Below are 16,587 nucleotides of genomic sequence, written 5' to 3'. Positions count from 1 at the left end.
CGCTGCAAATATACTGCTATTCTAGATTTCTTTTGTTTAATTTGCGCTTAATATGACTACGCAGCATCAGGTAATTTTATCGTTGGGAAGCAATCAAGGCAATCGTCTTGAAAACATCACTCAAGCCATTGAAGCTATTCACGCGCAAGCGGCCACAGTGGTTCGCGTTTCGCGTTTGTACGAATCGGCTTCGTGGGGTTTTGAAGCTCCGGCGTTTTACAATTGCGCACTCATGGTGCATACGTTGCATTCAGCTGAATTATTGCTTGAAAAACTGCTCGAAATTGAAAAATCACTTGGCAGAGTTCGATCAGAATCTCCGGGCTATCAGTCACGGGTGATTGATATTGATATGATTGCTTATGATGAAGAAATTATCAGTTCCGAAAAACTCAAAGTGCCACACCCGGCCATGGCTGATCGTATGTTTGTGTTGCTGCCCATGCGCGATTTGAATCTTGATTGGCGTCATCCGATATTGCAAAAATATTTGCCTGAAATGCTCAAAGCTTCTGAAGATAAAAGTCAGTGTAAACCCATTCAAAGTTTGCGCGTTCCACTCGGGAGAATTGCCCTGGATAAGCTCAATTATATTGCTATTGAAGGCAATATAGGCGCCGGAAAAACCACTTTGACCAACCGTATAGCACAAGATTTCAATGCCAAAACAGTTTTGGAACGTTTTGCCGATAACCCTTTCTTGCCGAAGTTTTACGAAGATCAAAGTCGTTATGCGTTTCCGCTCGAGATGTCTTTTTTGGCCGATCGCTATCAGCAAATAGCCGATGATTTAGCACAGTTTGATCTGTTTAAAGATTTTATCGTTGCTGATTATCACATTTTCAAGTCGCTTATTTTTGCCAAAGTTACGCTCACCGACGACGAATATCGCTTGTATCGAAAACTATTCGAAATCATCTACAAAGAAATGCCCAAGCCGGATTTATACATTTATCTGTATCAAAATACCGAGCGTTTGCTCGAGAATATCAAAATGCGTGGCCGAAGCTATGAACAGGAAATTCCGGCAGAATATCTTGAGAAAATCAACCGAGGTTATCTTGATTACATCAAAACACAAACTGATTTAAATGTGTTGACCATTGATGTTTCTGATCGCGATTTTGTCAAAAATCAAGAAGATTATATTTTTATTTTAGACGAAATTCAACGAAGATTGCCTTCGGAATAATGTAGTTTTTTAAACAAATCCCAAATCACTATTCCGGCACTCACGGCAATATTGAGCGAATGCTTGGTTCCTAATTGCGGAATTTCAATCGTTCCGTGGCAGGCTGAAACTGCTTGTTGATTGACCCCAAAAACTTCGTTGCCAAAAACCAGCGCATATTTTTGATTTGCTTGCGTTTTAAAATCTTGTAGCATAATCGATCCCTGAACCTGTTCAATGGCCATGACTTGAACTCCTTCAGATTTTAATTTTTCAATGAGTTCAACCACGTTTGTAGTGTGTTCCCAAGCAACGGTCTCGGTTGCGCCCAAGGCTGTTTTGTGTATTTCTTTATTTGGCGGAGTTGCTGTAATTCCGCACAGATAGATTTTTTCTAATAAAAAAGCATCGGCGGTTCTAAACACCGAACCAATATTGTTGAGGCTGCGGATGTCGTCCAATATGATGATGAGTGGTGTTTTTTCGGCTTGTTTAAAATCGTCAACGGACTTTCGTTGTAGTTCATTGGTTTCGAGTTTGCGCATCAGAAAAGGTTTAAAATAAAAAAGCTCCCAAAGTTATGGAAGCTTTTTTTATTATGAAATGTTCAAATGATTATCCTTTCGGAGCAGTGTCTTTCGGTGTTTCATCAGGAAGGATGGTTCCTTTGATGGTCAACACTTTTGACGCTTGTCCTTCAGCATTTGAAGTAACAGTTACAGTTTTGGTGAAAGCTCCAACTCGATCCGTAGCATATTTTACACCAATAATGGCTTTAGCACCGGGAGCAATTGGTTCTTTCGGAAAAGAAGGAACAGTACATCCGCATGAACCCGTAGCGTTGGTAATGATAAGCGGCTTGGTTCCGTTGTTTACAAATACAAACTCACGTTTTCCGTCAGCATTGTGCGGAAGGGTTCCGTAGTCAATAGTTTCGCTTTCGAAAAGCATACCAGCTCCTTCAACTTTAGGAGTTTCTACTTTTGCTGTTGCAGCTTTGGTCGCAGCTTTAGCCGCAGTTTTTTTAGCTTGAGCGTTAGAAGCAGTTACACCAAAAATGGCTAATGCAGCTAATAATACTATTTTTTTCATTGTTCTTTTGAATTTAAGAATTACGCAACAAATCTATATAAAAAAATAACACAACATCCTAAATCTTTCTTAAATTATTTAACAACTCATGCTTAGAAAATCGGTTATAAAATGATAAATTCGCTGTTTCTTTTAACAGCATATAAATTCAAAAATCCCTTGACAACCAAAGCCAAAGAAGTCAAAGAAACCCCACTCATGAAGCAATACAACGAGATCAAACGCAAGTATCCCGATGCTTGTTTGTTGTTTCGCGTTGGTGACTTTTATGAAACTTTTGGTGAAGATGCTATTCGTACTGCCAAAATCCTCGGTATTGTACTAACCAAACGGGGCAACGGTTCTGAAACCGAAACTGCATTAGCCGGTTTTCCGCATCATTCACTCAATACCTATTTACCTAAATTGGTCAAAGCCGGTTTGCGTGTGGCCATTTGTGATCAACTCGAAGATCCAAAAATGACCAAAACCATCGTCAAGCGAGGGGTTACTGAGTTGGTGACTCCGGGTGTTTCTATGAATGATGAGGTTTTGCAAGCAACTTCCAATAATTTTTTGGCCTCGATATATTTCGGAAAAAAGCAGTTGGGGGTGTCGTTCTTAGACGTTTCAACAGGTGAGTTCTTAACGGCACAAGGCACTGCCGAATATATTGATAAACTCTTGCAAAATTTTAGTCCGAGTGAGATATTGGTGGCTAAGATTCACAAAAATCAGTTCAAAGAAAACTTTGCCGATGATCATCATGTGTTTTATCTTGAAGATTGGGTCTACAAACAAGACTACGCCTTTGAATCGTTGACCAAACATTTTCAGACCAATACATTAAAAGGTTTTGGAGTTGATGATTTGCCAGATGGAATTATAGCCTCAGGAGCTATTTTGTATTATTTGTCTGAAACCCAGCACAACAAGCTTCAGCACATTAGCAATTTACAACGCATTGCCGAAGACGCCTATGTTTGGATGGATCGGTTTACCATCAGAAATCTTGAGCTATACCACAGTTATAACCCGAATGCCGTTACACTTTTGCAAGTTATTGACAAAACGATTTCACCTATGGGTGGTCGTTTGCTCAAGCGATGGTTGGCCTTGCCGCTCAAAAACACATCAGCCATCCAAGAGCGACATCAGGTAGTGGGTTATTTGAAAGATACCCCGGGTGTGCTCTCTGAAATGCAAATGCAAATCAAAAAAATCTCTGATCTTGAACGTTTGATTTCAAAGATAGCCGCCGGAAAGGTTAGCCCGCGGGAAGTTATTTACCTCAAAGATTCGCTCGATGCAATTTTGCCCATTAAAGAGTTGGCTGAAAAAAGCAGCAATACTTCGGTAAAGCAAATAGGAACACAACTCGATGATTGTGCATTGTTGCGCGAAAAAATAAAAACAACACTCAATCCTGAAGCCCCGGTTTCAATAGCCAAAGGCAATGCTATTGCAACAGGTGTTCATGCTGAACTCGATGAGTTGCGCATGATATCTCATTCCGGGAAAGAATTTCTCGAGGGCATTGAAACACGTGAATCAGAACGAACCGGAATATCATCGCTTAAAATATCGTTCAACAATGTTTTCGGATATTACATCGAAGTGCGCAATACACACAAAGACAAAGTGCCTGCTGAGTGGATACGAAAACAAACTTTGGTCAATGCCGAGCGTTATATAACCGAGGAACTCAAAGAATACGAAGCCAAGATTCTCGGTGCTGAAGAAAAAATTCAAGCACTAGAGTCGGCACTTTTTGAATCTTTGGTTCAATGGATGGCCTCTTACATCAAATCTGTTCAGCGCAATGCACAACTGATTGCCCAACTTGATTGTTTGGCGTCATTTGCACAATTGGCCATTGACCACAAATATGTTTGTCCCCAGCTTGTTGAAGGTTTTGCGCTCGACATTAAAAATGGTCGTCATCCGGTCATTGAACGACAACTGCCCATCGGTACGCCTTATGTAGCTAATGATGTCTTTTTAGATCGAGAGCAACAGCAAATCATTATGATTACCGGTCCGAATATGTCGGGTAAATCGGCTATATTAAGACAAACGGCCTTGATTGTATTGTTGGCTCAAATCGGAAGTTTTGTTCCTGCTGATTCGGTAAGGATGAGTCTGGTGGACAAAATTTTTACCAGAGTAGGCGCTAGTGATAATATTTCAATGGGCGAGTCGACTTTTATGGTTGAAATGAACGAGACAGCTTCTATTTTGAACAATCTTTCTGAGCGAAGTTTGGTTTTGCTTGATGAAATTGGCCGCGGCACCAGTACTTATGACGGTATTTCGATTGCTTGGGCCATTGCTGAGTTTTTACATGAGCATCCCGCTAAGCCCAAAACTCTTTTTGCAACGCATTACCACGAGTTGAATGAAATGTCTGAGTTTCTACCCAGAATAAAGAATTACAACGTAGCTGTAAAAGAGCTCAAAGATAACGTTGTCTTTATCCGCAAATTGGTTCAAGGCGGCAGTGCTCATAGCTTTGGAATTCATGTAGCCAAAATGGCTGGAGTTCCACAGTGGGTGGTTTCAAAAGCACAACAGGTTTTGAAGAAGTTAGAGAAAAACCACTCCGAAAATGCATTTGTTGATGTCAAGGCGCTCAAAGAGGCTGATATGCAAATGAGTTTCTTTAATTTAGACGATCCGTTGCTTGAAGAAATCAAAGCCGAGATTCTTTCGCTTGACCTCAATGAGCTCACACCAATTGAGGCTTTGATGAAGTTGAATGAAATAAAAAGGTTGCTGACCAAAAAATAAATCACCTAACAAAATCGTATTCAATCAATTAAAAAAAACAGGCAATTTTTTTATACAAAAGGCTTGCAGAATAGAATTTAAGTTTTAAATTTGCCCTCGCATTACACAGTAGTGCTGCTCTTTTAAATAAAAAATGCGAAAATAGCTCAGTTGGTAGAGCGCGACCTTGCCAAGGTCGAGGTCGCGGGTTCGAGCCCCGTTTTTCGCTCCAAGTGTTTGCTCGGATGGTGAAATTGGTAGACACGCTGGACTTAAAATCCAGTGAACAGCAATGTTCGTGCGGGTTCAAGTCCCGCTCTGAGTACAAAAGCCCGTAATGAAAATTACGGGCTTTTTTTATGCTTGCATTTTTTTAAAATTAAAGCAATAAAAAAACCACGCTATTGCGTGGTTTTAAATCTTTTAGAGAAACTCTAAATTATTTTTTTGCAGGCTCAGCAGCAGGAGCAGCTTCAGCAGCAGCAGCGTCAGCAGCAGGAGCAGCTTCAGCAGCAGCAGCAGCAGTATCAGTTGCAGCAGGAGCTTCCTCAACAGCAGGAGCTACTTCTTCAGTTGCAGGAGCTTCTTCAGCAGGAGCTTCAGCTTGTTTACAAGATACTACAGTCAATGCAGCGATAGCAGCTAAACTTAAAAATACTTTTTTCATCTTACTTAAATTATAAAAGGTTAATTATTAATTCGAGGCAAAGATATAAATTTTTTATTACGCAAAAGTTTTTTCGAATAATTTTTTAAAAATTTAATCTATTGCAACGTTGTTTTTATTTACAAGTATCGTGCCAAAAATTACAAGATGAGCATTTTAATGATAAATTCAACTTTGTCTTTAATTTCATGCCGACTACTTGTATATTTATCACAAAACATGCCTATTGTCTTTTTATTTTTCTCTTTTTGTGTTTAAATCTTGATTTGTAATACGGCTTGTTTCCTTTCGGATGCACGATTTTGAGCTCGTCAATGAGGTTTTTGGCCCCTGCAAACTTGTCCATGATGAACAAAACATAACGGGCATCTACCATGACGTTTCTACAAATGGCAGGGTCATAATATAAGTCGCTCATCGTGCCTTCCCAAACGCGGTCAAAGTTTAAACCAATCAGGTTTCCTTGAGCATCTATGGCCGGGCTTCCTGAATTTCCTCCGGTAGTGTGATTGGTTCCGATAAAACAGACCGGCATTTTACCGTTTACACCATATTGGCCATAATCTTTATTGTTGTAGAGTTCGATAAGTTTTTTGGGCACATCAAACTCATAATCACCAGGTACATATTTTTCCATTACCCCCTCTAAATAAGTAAATGGTTTGTAGATGGTTGCATCTTTAGGTTCGTATCCTTTTACTTTTCCGTAGGTCACACGCAAGGTGCTGTTGGCATCCGGAAAAATACGCGCGCCTGGGTTGAGTTCTAAAATACCTTTCATATAGGTTCGCTGGAGCGCACCAATTTTAAGGTTGATTTCTTCATACTTCGGAGCCACCACTTTGGTATATTGATCAGCCATTTCTTTTACCAACTGATAGGCACGGTCGGCATTCAACTTTGACAACACCGTTTTTGAATCGCCTGAGAGCATTTCTTGCACACGTCTAAAGTCGGTCAAATCCGATTGTCCGTATACTTCAGCGGTCAACGATTTAGCATTGATGTTCAACAAGCCGGCAGGCAAATACTCTTTAGGCGATTTCTTAGCATATAAATCAATGAGTTGTTCAAACACTTTTTCATCTACAGCTGCATTAAAATCTTTGTAAAATTCACCCAAACCATTAATGAGATTCGTTTTTCGGTCGTTAAAAGCTTGCTCGCCTTTGGTATTGAGTATTTGCTCTAACTGATACATTTTATAGGCCACATTGGTCAAATCAGTATTGCGCAAAACCACTTCAACAAAATAGTCACGGCTCAAGCTATACGGAGCTATTTCTTTGTAATACTTTTCAAAATCGGCCAATAAATTTCCGTATTCAGCCTGTTTGCCCGCTTGGGCTACTTTGACCATAAACTCAGCTTCTTGCTTCTTTTTCACAGCCACAGCGTTCGATTTTTTCAAACCTTGCGTTTCACCAATCCATTTTTTCCAGTAATTAGCAATGCCTGCATATTTTGAGGCGTATTGAATTTTAATCGCATTGTCTTTGCGCATAAATCCGTCTTGCACTTTGAGTGCTTTGTCGCGCACTTCAATTTTGGCCGGATTGAGTTCGTTGACAATTTGCTCTATGGCCACCGCCGGCAAATACTCGCTGGTTCTGCCCGGATAACCAAACACCATCGTAAAATCGTCTTCGGCTACACCGTCTAATGAAACCGGTAAAAAGTGTTTCGGCACATACGGTACATTGTCTTTTGAATAGGCTGCCGGGCGGTTGTTTTTGTCGGCATAAATTCTAAACAACGAAAAATCCCCCGTATGACGTGGCCACACCCAATTGTCTGTGTCTGATCCGAATTTACCAATTGATGATGGCGGAGCGCCTACCAAACGAACATCTTTATAGGTTTCAGTCACAAACAACATATACTGGTTGCCCTCATAAAACGTTCTGATCTTGTTTTCTTGCCAACTTTCTTTCGGCAAAGTTTTGTTCAGGTTGGCTATGTTTTCTTGTATTTTCTTTTGCTTATCGGCTTCAGAGGACAAACCGGCTGTTCCCTCTAAAACTTTTGTGGTCACATCTTCAATTTTCACAATAAAAGTCACCTCTAAATCTTGATTGGGCAATTCGTCTTGCATTTTATAAGCCCAAAAACCATCGGTCAAATAATCGTGGTCTACCGATGAATGACTCTGAATGGCATCATAACCACAGTGGTGATTGGTTAGGATCAAGCCTTTGGGCGAAATCACCTCAGAGGTACAACCTCCGTTAAAATGCGGAACGGCATCTTTTAAACTCGAGTGATTAACGCTGTAAATATCCTCGGCCGACATTTTCATACCTAGGTTTTTCATTTCGGTTTCGTTCATTCCTTTTAATAATGAAGGAATCCACATGCCGCCTTGTTGTGCTTGCACAGGAACGATAAAAAGAATAAGAAGTAATCTTAAAAATTTCATGAGTGATGGTTTAGTTTGAATTATGTTTGAATCAGTTTTGAGTGTCAAAATAGCTTAAAATGTTACGCGTGGCTCCGGTATTTTGCTGTACAAAGCTAGCGCAAATTTGTCCTACAGCGCGTCGGTAGTTTTTGTCTTGAATTAATTTTTCAAGCAGTTCTTTGAGTTGATCTGTGTTTTCAATGGGCAAGCATCCGCCACGCGCCACGAGTTCTGTAGCCTCGGCAAAATGACTGTAATTCGGGCCAATCAAAATCGGAAGGCCAAAAGTAGCCGGTTCTAAAACATTGTGTACCCCCGGATTTCCAAAGCCGCCACCCACATAAGCCACGTCGCCGGCACTGTATATTTTGGTCAAAATGCCTATGGTGTCAATAATAAAAACATCTTTGTCTGCAAGAGTTGTATTTTCTTTTTCTGAAAACAACACCGTCTTTTTAGTGATGGCCTTTTGCAACGCATCAATTTGTTCGGCCTTGATGTTGTGCGGCGCAATGATGAATTTTACTTTTTCGGAGGTATGATTGATAAAATCCACGAGTATTTCTTCATCTTTGGGCCAGCTGCTGCCCACTACTAAGGTCAGCGTATTGTTTTTAAATTCGTCAATAAAAGGCAAATGATTGTCTTTTTCTAAAATAGCTGCTACACGATCAAAACGCGTATCGCCCGACAAGCTTACATTGGTTTTCCCCAGACGATGCAAAAGTTTTTCTGAAGTAGTATTCTGTACAAAAAAATGCTCAAAGCTGGCCAAAGCGTTTCGGTAAAACCCGCCATACCATTTAAAGAACAATTGGTTTTCTCTAAAAATACCCGAAATCAAAAACGTTCTGATGTTTTGTCTTTGGAGCTCTTTTAAATAGTTCGGCCAGTATTCATATTTAATAAAAAACACCAATTCCGGATGCGCCAAACTTATAAATCGTTGTGCGTTTGATGCTGAATCCAAAGGCAAATACAAAGTCACATCGGCCATAGTATTGTTTTTTCGAACCTCATAACCTGAAGGCGAAAAAAAAGTCAAAATAATTTTATGATTCGGAAATTTTACGCGCATCTGCTCCATCACCGGCAAACCTTGTTCGTATTCGCCCAAGGAGGCGGCATGAAACCAAAGCGTCCGATCGGTGGGCTTGATGGCCGCTGAGAGTTTTTCAAAAACGTCTTTTCTGCCGGCCACAAACAACTTCATTTTAGGGCTCAGCATAGCCAGAAAATGCAGGGCAAAATCTGCCAAGAAAACCACCAAATTATACAGTACAAACATCAGCTGTGAATTGTGTCGCTAAAATACATCACTTTATAGAATTTTTATGGTTTACTTCATTAAATTGCTAATTTTGTCCCGATAAAATTCACGCCCAAATGAAAAAAATTCAAATGGTTGACCTCAAAAGTCAATACGATAAAATTGCTACTACCGTCAATGCTTCTATTCAAGAAGTTTTAGATAACACTGCATACATCAACGGACCGCAAGTGCACAGTTTTCAGAAAAACCTTGAAGATTACCTCGGGGTCAAACACGTCATTCCGTGTGCCAACGGAACCGATGCTTTGCAAATCGCCATGATGGGTCTGGGGTTACAGCCCGGCGATGAAGTCATCACGGCTGATTTTACCTTTGCCGCTACCGTTGAAGTCATTGCGCTGTTGCAACTCACACCGGTTTTGGTTGATGTAGATATGGTCAATATGAACATCTCGATTGAGGCCATCAAAAAAGCCATCACCCCCAAAACCAAAGCCATCGTACCGGTGCATTTGTTTGGACGCGCGGCCAATATGGAAGCCATCATGCAAATCGCCCGTGAGCACAATTTATACGTCATTGAAGACAACGCACAAGCCATTGGTGCCAACTGTAAATTTTCAGACGGAACCAAAAAGAAAGCCGGAACCATTGGTCACGTAGGGGCCACTTCGTTCTTTCCGTCTAAAAACCTTGGTTGCTATGGCGATGGCGGTGCTATTTTTACCAACGATGATGACCTCGCGCACACGCTCAGAGGCATTGTCAACCACGGCATGTATGTGCGTTACCACCACGATGTAGTGGGTGTCAACTCGCGTTTGGACAGTATTCAGGCCGCAGTGCTCAATGCCAAATTACCGCTTTTAGACACCTACAACCAAGCGCGTCAAACAGCCGCTCGTAAATATACGGCAGCTTTGGGCGGGCACCCCAACATTATTGCGCCAACCATTTGCGAGCAATGCGATTGCCACGTATTTCACCAATATACTTTGCGCATTGTCAACGCCAACCGCGATGGCTTGATGAAGCATTTGCTTGACAAAGGCATTCCGTGTGCCATTTATTACCCGATTCCGTTGCACAGCCAAAAAGCCTATCTCGATGCGCGCTACCATGAAGCCGATTTTCCGGTGACCAACCAATTGGTTCAAGAAGTCATTTCATTGCCTATGCACACCGAACTTGACGACGAACAAATCAAATTCATTACCGACAGCGTACTTGAATTTTTGAAATAATTTTAGAAGCCAAGAACCTGCTATCCGTTGCAATCTTTCACGGCGAACACCGCCGCAAAAGGATTTCCACTACTATCAGGGCTAGAGCTTTTCGTAAAGTTTAATATTTTAATTCAAATCAAAAAAGGGACAGTACCTGAAGTCCACCGGACTTCCTCCTCTTAATATCACTCGAGGCAAGGCCGAACTGAGCGAAGCTAAATGATCAGGGCTAGGGCATCCAACATCAACAACAAAACAGAACAAAATGAAAGTATTAGTAACCGGAGGATTAGGTTTTATTGGTTCTCACACCGTAGTCGAGCTTCAAAATGAAGGTTTTGAGGTGGTGATTATTGACAACCTATCCAACTCATCTCAAGACGTATTAAAAGGAATCGTAGCCATTACAGGTAAAACCCCAATTTTTGAAAAAATGGATTTGCGCGACAAACCGGCCGTTCAAGATTTTTTCAAAAGACATGCAGACATCTCAGGAGTCATTCATTTTGCCGCTTCAAAAGCCGTAGGCGAAAGTGTTGAGAATCCTTTGTTGTACTATGAAAACAACATCAACACCTTGGTGTATATTTTGCAAGAATTACAGCAAAAGCCCGAAGCGCATTTTATTTTTAGCTCGTCTTGTACCGTATATGGCGAGGCCGACAAAATGCCTATTACCGAAGACGCTTCGGTAAAACCGGCGGTTTCTCCCTACGGTAATACCAAACAAATTGGCGAGGAAATCATCAACGAGGTTTGCAAGGTAAGCAACATCAACTCAATTCTGTTGCGATATTTCAACCCAATCGGAGCCCATCCAACGGCGCATATTGGAGAATTGCCTATTGGTGTTCCGCAAAACCTCATTCCGTATATTACCCAAACCGGTATTGGCTTGCGCGAACAATTATCAGTTTATGGCGATGATTACCCAACGCCTGACGGAACCTGCATTCGCGACTACATCCATGTAGTTGATTTGGCCAAAGCACACGTGGTAGCCTTGCAAAGATTGTTGGCCCAAAAGAATCTTGAAAAAGTTGAAGTATTCAACTTAGGCACCGGCACCGGAAGCTCAGTACTTGAAGTGATTCAAACATTTGAAAAAGTCAGCGGACAAAAATTACCGTATAAAATTGTAGGCCGTCGCGAAGGCGATATCATCTCGGCTTATGCCAGCACCGATAAAGCCAATCAGGTATTGGGCTGGAAAGCGCAATCAACCCTTGAAGATGCTTTGACCTATGCCTGGAAATGGGAACAGAAGATAAGATCTTAAAACTTGACTGTACGATTTTAAGACAGTAAGACCGCAAGATTGTAATAAAAAAATCCCGAATTGATGTTCGGGATTTTTTTATTACATATTTTATCAGATATAGTCTTATCGTCCTATAGTCTTAAAATCTTACAATTCTAATTTAAAGATGCCGAAATGGTCTGAGCTTCTTTGTCAATTTTATTGATCAAACCTACCAAAACTTTTCCTGGGCCAACTTCAGTAAAACTCGTTGCTCCGTCTTGAATCATTTGCTGTACTGATTGGGTCCATCTCACCGGAGCAGTCAATTGAATAATCAAATTCTTTTTGATCTCAGCCGCATCAGAAACCGCACTAGCCGTAACGTTTTGATATACCGGACAGCTAGGTGTATTAAAAGTAGTAGCTTCAATGGCGGCTGCGAGTTCTTCACGCGCGGGTTCCATCATCGGTGAGTGAAAAGCTCCGCCCACAGGCAAAATCAAGGCGCGTTTGGCACCGGCTTCTTTGAGTTTTTCACAGGCGGCTTCTACGGCTTTGTATTCGCCGGAAATCACCAATTGGCCCGGGCAGTTGTAATTGGCAGCCACCACCACACCGTCAATAGAGGCGCAAATGTCTTCCACTATTTTGTCGTCTAAATTCAAAACCGCAGCCATGGTGCTCGGGGTAATCTCACAAGCTTTCTGCATGGCCATCGCACGTTGCGATACCAATTTTAATCCGTCTTCAAACGAGAGCGCTCCGTTGGCCACCAAAGCTGAGAACTCACCCAAAGAGTGACCCGCTACCATATCAGGTTGAATGTCTAAAGTTTTGGCCAAAATCACTGAGTGTAAAAACACGGCCGGTTGGGTTACTTTGGTTTCTTTGAGCTCTTCGGCTGTGCCTTCAAACATAATATCGGTAATGCGAAAACCCAATATTTCATTGGCTTTTTCAAACATTTCTTTAGCCAATGGCGAGGTTTCATATAAATCTTTACCCATTCCGGTAAATTGGGCTCCTTGACCCGGAAAAACGTATGCTTTCATAGTGCGCTTTATAATAGTTGTCAATTATTTGGTTACAGTTTTATAATCTTTTGGCAAATGGTGTTTTGGTAGTTGTCGGTTATTTTTATGATGTATATGCCCGTATTTAAAAAGCTTAGATCTATTTTATCGCGATATTCTCCTTGCGCCACTAATTGCCCGATTTGCGAATAAACCGCTACTTGGTAAGACGACGCTTGGCCGTTGATCATCAACCAATCTTGCACAGGATTGGGCGATATACGAACCTGATTCAGTTGGTTTGCGTGGTCTGCATTTGACAACAAGCCCACAAATTCGGTTTGCTCTGTATTGGTGTTGATGGCCGGATTGTAATCAAAAATAATCGAAGCCTGATTGTTGATTACATCGCCAACCACAACATTGCTCTTTGGTTTTATCTTATAACTGATATAGCCTTGCGAACCGTTGTAATCATCAGCGGCATTGGGCAAATAAATCGCATCAAAAATAAAATTCACTAGGTTGCCGTCTTTGATTTCAACCCTATTGTCATGGCTAAACGATTCTAATTGTATTGAATTCCAATCAAGCTTTTCATCAAGCTGATTTAAAATGTTGACCCTTTGGGCAAAACTGTTTCCGGTATTTTGAAAACGAATAATATAGTGTAAATACTCATCGGCATGGTCAATCAATACTTGGCTACCTTCAAGCACGCGAATATCATTGGGGTCATAAGCATTCAAAATGGTTTGGTGCAATACAAATTGATTGTCGTTTGGCTGCACATCAGCTACATCGTCAATAGTACAGGTAAACACAACACTTTCACCGATGCTAACACTCGGAATCGTTTTTACCTGAAACCAAACCTCAATTTCTTGTGATGCAAAAGCCGGTAAATTGGCCAATGTATAGGTTAGGCTGTTGTTGGTTTGTGTTGTTACGCTTGTTGATGAGCTGATGTAATCAAATTTTGAAAAGTTATAGCTAAAGGTTACATCGCCCGACACAACCGCAGTTCCCACATTTTTGATGACAATTTTGTATTTGCTCACAAAACCTGCTCTGGCATTGGTTATCGGATAAACAATAACCCTTAGATCATTGAAAAGGGCAGTGGGTTGCAGGCAAAAATTGGCATTTTCAGTTTGGTTGTTTAAAGTAAAGTCAGTCGTGTACGAGTCGGGATTCGCTGTGTAATTCGCTTCAGGTGAAACCACCGAGGTTACACATTGACCTACACCGGCCGATAATTCATAATTGCCCTGAGCATCTGAAAAAGTTGAAAAGGTTACAGCGCCACTTTGGGTGGTAACCAAAGCATTCGGCACAGGATTGTCTTGTGCATCACAGCCGTTGTTGTTGGCGTCTATTTTTATATTTCCGACTATTCTATTCTCAAGGGGCCCCAGGTTTTTGAGCCAAACAATTTTATTTTCGTTGATGTCTGCCAAAATCATATCTAATTTTCCATCGGCATTCAAATCAACCGATTTTAAACTGCGGATATTCTGATTGTACGAAGTATTGTAGCTCGAAGTATAAATATCTACCGGTGCAGAAAAATTACCCAAACCATCATTGAGCAGATAAAATAATTTAGAGCCGGTTTCATTGTCAAAAATCAGGTCTTGATCACCATCTTGGTCTAGGTCTTGTGCCATACAAATGGCCGGATGAAACAATCCGCTAACCGTTATCAAGGTAAGCGCTGCAAAGTTACCCGAGCCCAAGTTTTTAAAATATCCTATTTTATTCTGGTTGCGGTTGCAAAAAATCACCTCTTTTAAATTATCGCCATCAATATCGGCGGCAAAAAGACTCATCGGGTAAAACATCGACGGTACAATTACACGCTTGGTGGTGAGATTCCCTAAACCATCGGTGTTTTCGTACCAAGCAATTTCGTTGTTGTTAAAACTCACCAATACATCTGAGTCGTTGTCATTATCCAAGTCTGCAACCACCAAATCCAGCAAATACATATTGTTGGTTAGGGTTGAAAAAACCACCGGAGCGGCAAAGGTTCCGTTTCCGTTGTTTTTATACAAGGTGAGTATGTTGTTGTATGAACCACAAACAATGTCCAAGTCTTGGTCTTGGTCAATATCGGTTAATTTTATTTTGAGGATTTGCTCAGTATTTGAAACCACCACTTGTGGGTTGTTAAAAGTACCTTGTCCATCGCTGTTTTTATACCAAACAATCGTGCTGAAGTTACCTGAATTCTGATACCAAGAAGTGGCCACAACATCCAAATCGCCATCGTTGTCGATATCGCCCAATTGTGCATTGCCGGCCGAGGCCAAATTGCGAACAATTACCTGCTGTGGCTCTGAAAAACCACCCAGGCCGTCGGTGTTTTTATACCAGGCCAATTTGCCGTCAGAGCCTGATGACGAAACCAGGTCATAATCACCATCGTGATCAATATCGCCATAATCAACACTGTTGGGCACATAACAAATGTAGGTAATGGGGTTTTCAGTGCCGAAAGTTCCGGCTCCGTTGGTGTTTTTATACCACACAATTTTGTCCTCGCCGCGCACCGTTAACAAGATATCGTTAAATCCGTCTTGGTTGGCATCAATGATTTTTACATCGCGTATGTTTTGTTGGGTAGTGATCAACAATTGCTGCATGCTAAAAACCCCGTTGCCCATATTCTTGTACCAATGGGCACTGGCAATATTTGAATCAATGTGCACAATGTCGGGCTTGTTGTCGTTGTCTAAATCAGCAAGGGCAATGACCCTTTTCTCGTCGTTGCCGTTGCCGTTGGTTGAGGCGTTTGACGGCATGTTGACCATGTTTTGTGCCGTCCCGAAAACACCCGCGCCGGTCAAGTTTTTAAACCATTGTAGTTTTTTGGTATTCCCGTTTGAATAGGAAGTTACAATATCCTGAAAACCGTCATTGTTGAGGTCAACCACTTCATAAGTGTCTGAAAAAGCATTTGAGGTAATAGAATCAACCAAGCTAACAGTATAGTTCGGATTAATTTTATAACAATTCAAAACGCCGTTCACCACCGTAATGATTTCGGCTCGGGGTTCACTATCAACGTTTCGGGCTACAAATTTTGACACGCTCGTGGCTGAGCTTGTGTGCGAGCCCGCAATCAATCGCTCTGTAAAGGTACCGGTGCCGGTGGTGTTTTCAAAAAAAGACAAATAAGTTATGCTTGAAATCATAATGTCCAAATCATTATCGGCATCTACATCAACAATTTGTATTTTATTGTTTGAAAACAATCCGCCTGAAACCAATAAAGTCGGCGTTCCAAAGTTGCCTTGTCCGTCAGTGTTTTTACACCAATAAAAGTTTTGGATGTTGTTGCCCCAGCAAGAAAACGCTATGTCTATATCGCCGTCATTGTCAATATCGCCGGTGGCCAAATCAGTATAACTTGAAAAATTGTCGTTTACTATTTTGCCTCGGGTATAATTGCCGGTTCCGTTGCTGCTTTTGAACCAAGCTATTTTGTCATTTCCGGCCGCAATGATATCCAAAAAGCCATCATGGTCAACATCGGCAATTTGCGTTTCATTGGGCCGAGTCATCCCAAAGGAATCATCAATCACAACCCGAGGCTCGTAACCTTGAGCGTGTATTGATTGATAAAAAAACAAGCATAAAGCCCCTAGTATATATTTTTGCATTGTGCGTCTTTTTTTGAACAAAATCAAGCGAAAGTAGTAATAAAATATGATTCTTCTGGGGTGATAACTTAAAAATATTACCCGT

Annotated in this window: 11 protein-coding genes and 2 tRNA genes; 6 read left to right on the top strand and 7 right to left on the bottom strand. The window is 41.2% G+C overall.

Going from position 1 to position 16,587, the window contains the following annotated elements; all coding sequences use genetic code 11:
* Nucleotides 1–52 precede the first annotated feature (52 nt).
* Complete coding sequence (gene folK / locus KIH23_RS08665; RefSeq protein WP_213213082.1) at nt 53–1,192, top strand: 2-amino-4-hydroxy-6-hydroxymethyldihydropteridine diphosphokinase; 1,140 nt, start codon at nt 53–55, stop codon at nt 1,190–1,192.
* On the opposite strand, the gene KIH23_RS08660 is transcribed toward folK, so the two are convergent.
* Both KIH23_RS08660 and KIH23_RS08655 read right to left on the bottom strand, forming a co-directional pair.
* Nucleotides 1,168–1,716: an RNA methyltransferase gene (locus KIH23_RS08660; RefSeq protein WP_213213081.1), complete on the bottom strand. Its 549-nt coding sequence runs from the start codon at nt 1,714–1,716 to the stop codon at nt 1,168–1,170. The genes folK and KIH23_RS08660 overlap by 25 nt on opposite strands.
* A 70-nt stretch (nt 1,717–1,786) precedes the next feature.
* A complete protein-coding gene (locus KIH23_RS08655) occupies nt 1,787–2,263 on the bottom strand; it encodes a DUF1573 domain-containing protein (protein ID WP_213213080.1) in 477 nt (158 codons plus the stop codon).
* 198 nt (nt 2,264–2,461) lie between these two features.
* Here KIH23_RS08655 and mutS point away from each other — a divergent pair, with 198 nt between their 5' ends.
* From mutS to KIH23_RS08640, 3 genes are all read left to right on the top strand, one after another.
* Complete coding sequence (mutS, locus tag KIH23_RS08650; protein WP_249684865.1) at nt 2,462–5,032, top strand: DNA mismatch repair protein MutS; 2,571 nt, start codon at nt 2,462–2,464, stop codon at nt 5,030–5,032.
* A 135-nt stretch (nt 5,033–5,167) separates the two neighbouring features.
* A tRNA-Gly gene (locus KIH23_RS08645) sits at nt 5,168–5,243 on the top strand.
* A gap of 7 nt (nt 5,244–5,250) precedes the next feature.
* Nucleotides 5,251–5,336: transfer RNA gene (locus KIH23_RS08640), tRNA-Leu, on the top strand.
* A 114-nt stretch (nt 5,337–5,450) separates the two neighbouring features.
* On the opposite strand, the gene KIH23_RS08635 is transcribed toward KIH23_RS08640, so the two are convergent.
* From KIH23_RS08635 to KIH23_RS08625, 3 genes are all read right to left on the bottom strand, one after another.
* Nucleotides 5,451–5,678 (bottom strand): hypothetical protein, encoded by a 228-nt coding sequence (locus KIH23_RS08635; protein ID WP_213213078.1) that lies wholly within the window; start codon nt 5,676–5,678, stop codon nt 5,451–5,453.
* Between the two features lie 223 nt (nt 5,679–5,901).
* Nucleotides 5,902–8,097, bottom strand: coding sequence for a S46 family peptidase (locus KIH23_RS08630; RefSeq protein ID WP_213213077.1), 2,196 nt, complete (start codon nt 8,095–8,097; stop codon nt 5,902–5,904).
* A 31-nt stretch (nt 8,098–8,128) separates the two neighbouring features.
* Nucleotides 8,129–9,367, bottom strand: a complete 1,239-nt coding sequence (locus KIH23_RS08625) for a 3-deoxy-D-manno-octulosonic acid transferase (RefSeq protein ID WP_213213076.1) — start codon at nt 9,365–9,367, stop codon at nt 8,129–8,131.
* Between the two features lie 98 nt (nt 9,368–9,465).
* Between KIH23_RS08625 and KIH23_RS08620 the strand changes: the two genes are divergently transcribed.
* Together KIH23_RS08620 and galE are read left to right on the top strand one after the other, a co-directional pair.
* The gene (locus KIH23_RS08620) at nt 9,466–10,596 is read left to right on the top strand and encodes a DegT/DnrJ/EryC1/StrS family aminotransferase (protein WP_213213075.1); all 1,131 of its coding nucleotides are present in this window, start codon (nt 9,466–9,468) and stop codon (nt 10,594–10,596) included.
* A gap of 247 nt (nt 10,597–10,843) precedes the next feature.
* The gene (gene galE, locus KIH23_RS08615; RefSeq protein ID WP_213213074.1) at nt 10,844–11,857 is read left to right on the top strand and encodes a UDP-glucose 4-epimerase GalE; all 1,014 of its coding nucleotides are present in this window, start codon (nt 10,844–10,846) and stop codon (nt 11,855–11,857) included.
* A 137-nt stretch (nt 11,858–11,994) separates the two neighbouring features.
* Here galE and fabD read toward each other — a convergent pair whose 3' ends face one another.
* Both fabD and KIH23_RS08605 read right to left on the bottom strand, forming a co-directional pair.
* A complete protein-coding gene (gene fabD / locus KIH23_RS08610; protein WP_213213073.1) occupies nt 11,995–12,873 on the bottom strand; it encodes an ACP S-malonyltransferase in 879 nt (292 codons plus the stop codon).
* A 32-nt stretch (nt 12,874–12,905) separates the two neighbouring features.
* A complete protein-coding gene (locus KIH23_RS08605; RefSeq protein ID WP_213213072.1) occupies nt 12,906–16,502 on the bottom strand; it encodes an FG-GAP-like repeat-containing protein in 3,597 nt (1,198 codons plus the stop codon).
* Between the last annotated feature and the right edge of the window lie 85 nt (nt 16,503–16,587).

This window comes from Flavobacterium sp. CYK-55, from assembly GCF_018413465.1.
Classification (GTDB): Bacteria; Bacteroidota; Bacteroidia; order Flavobacteriales; family Flavobacteriaceae; genus Flavobacterium.
Note: the sequence above shows the minus strand (reverse complement) of the source record. Positions and strands in the feature narration are given on the sequence as shown.

Coding starts and splice junctions, on each gene's coding strand:
- folK (WP_213213082.1), top strand. CDS start 53: ATGACTACGCAGCATCAGGTAATTTTATCGTTGGGAAGCAATCAAGGC.
- KIH23_RS08660 (WP_213213081.1), bottom strand. CDS start 1,716: ATGCGCAAACTCGAAACCAATGAACTACAACGAAAGTCCGTTGACGAT.
- KIH23_RS08655 (WP_213213080.1), bottom strand. CDS start 2,263: ATGAAAAAAATAGTATTATTAGCTGCATTAGCCATTTTTGGTGTAACT.
- mutS (WP_249684865.1), top strand. CDS start 2,462: ATGAAGCAATACAACGAGATCAAACGCAAGTATCCCGATGCTTGTTTG.
- KIH23_RS08635 (WP_213213078.1), bottom strand. CDS start 5,678: ATGAAAAAAGTATTTTTAAGTTTAGCTGCTATCGCTGCATTGACTGTA.
- KIH23_RS08630 (WP_213213077.1), bottom strand. CDS start 8,097: ATGAAATTTTTAAGATTACTTCTTATTCTTTTTATCGTTCCTGTGCAA.
- KIH23_RS08625 (WP_213213076.1), bottom strand. CDS start 9,367: ATGTTTGTACTGTATAATTTGGTGGTTTTCTTGGCAGATTTTGCCCTG.
- KIH23_RS08620 (WP_213213075.1), top strand. CDS start 9,466: ATGAAAAAAATTCAAATGGTTGACCTCAAAAGTCAATACGATAAAATT.
- galE (WP_213213074.1), top strand. CDS start 10,844: ATGAAAGTATTAGTAACCGGAGGATTAGGTTTTATTGGTTCTCACACC.
- fabD (WP_213213073.1), bottom strand. CDS start 12,873: ATGAAAGCATACGTTTTTCCGGGTCAAGGAGCCCAATTTACCGGAATG.
- KIH23_RS08605 (WP_213213072.1), bottom strand. CDS start 16,502: ATGCAAAAATATATACTAGGGGCTTTATGCTTGTTTTTTTATCAATCA.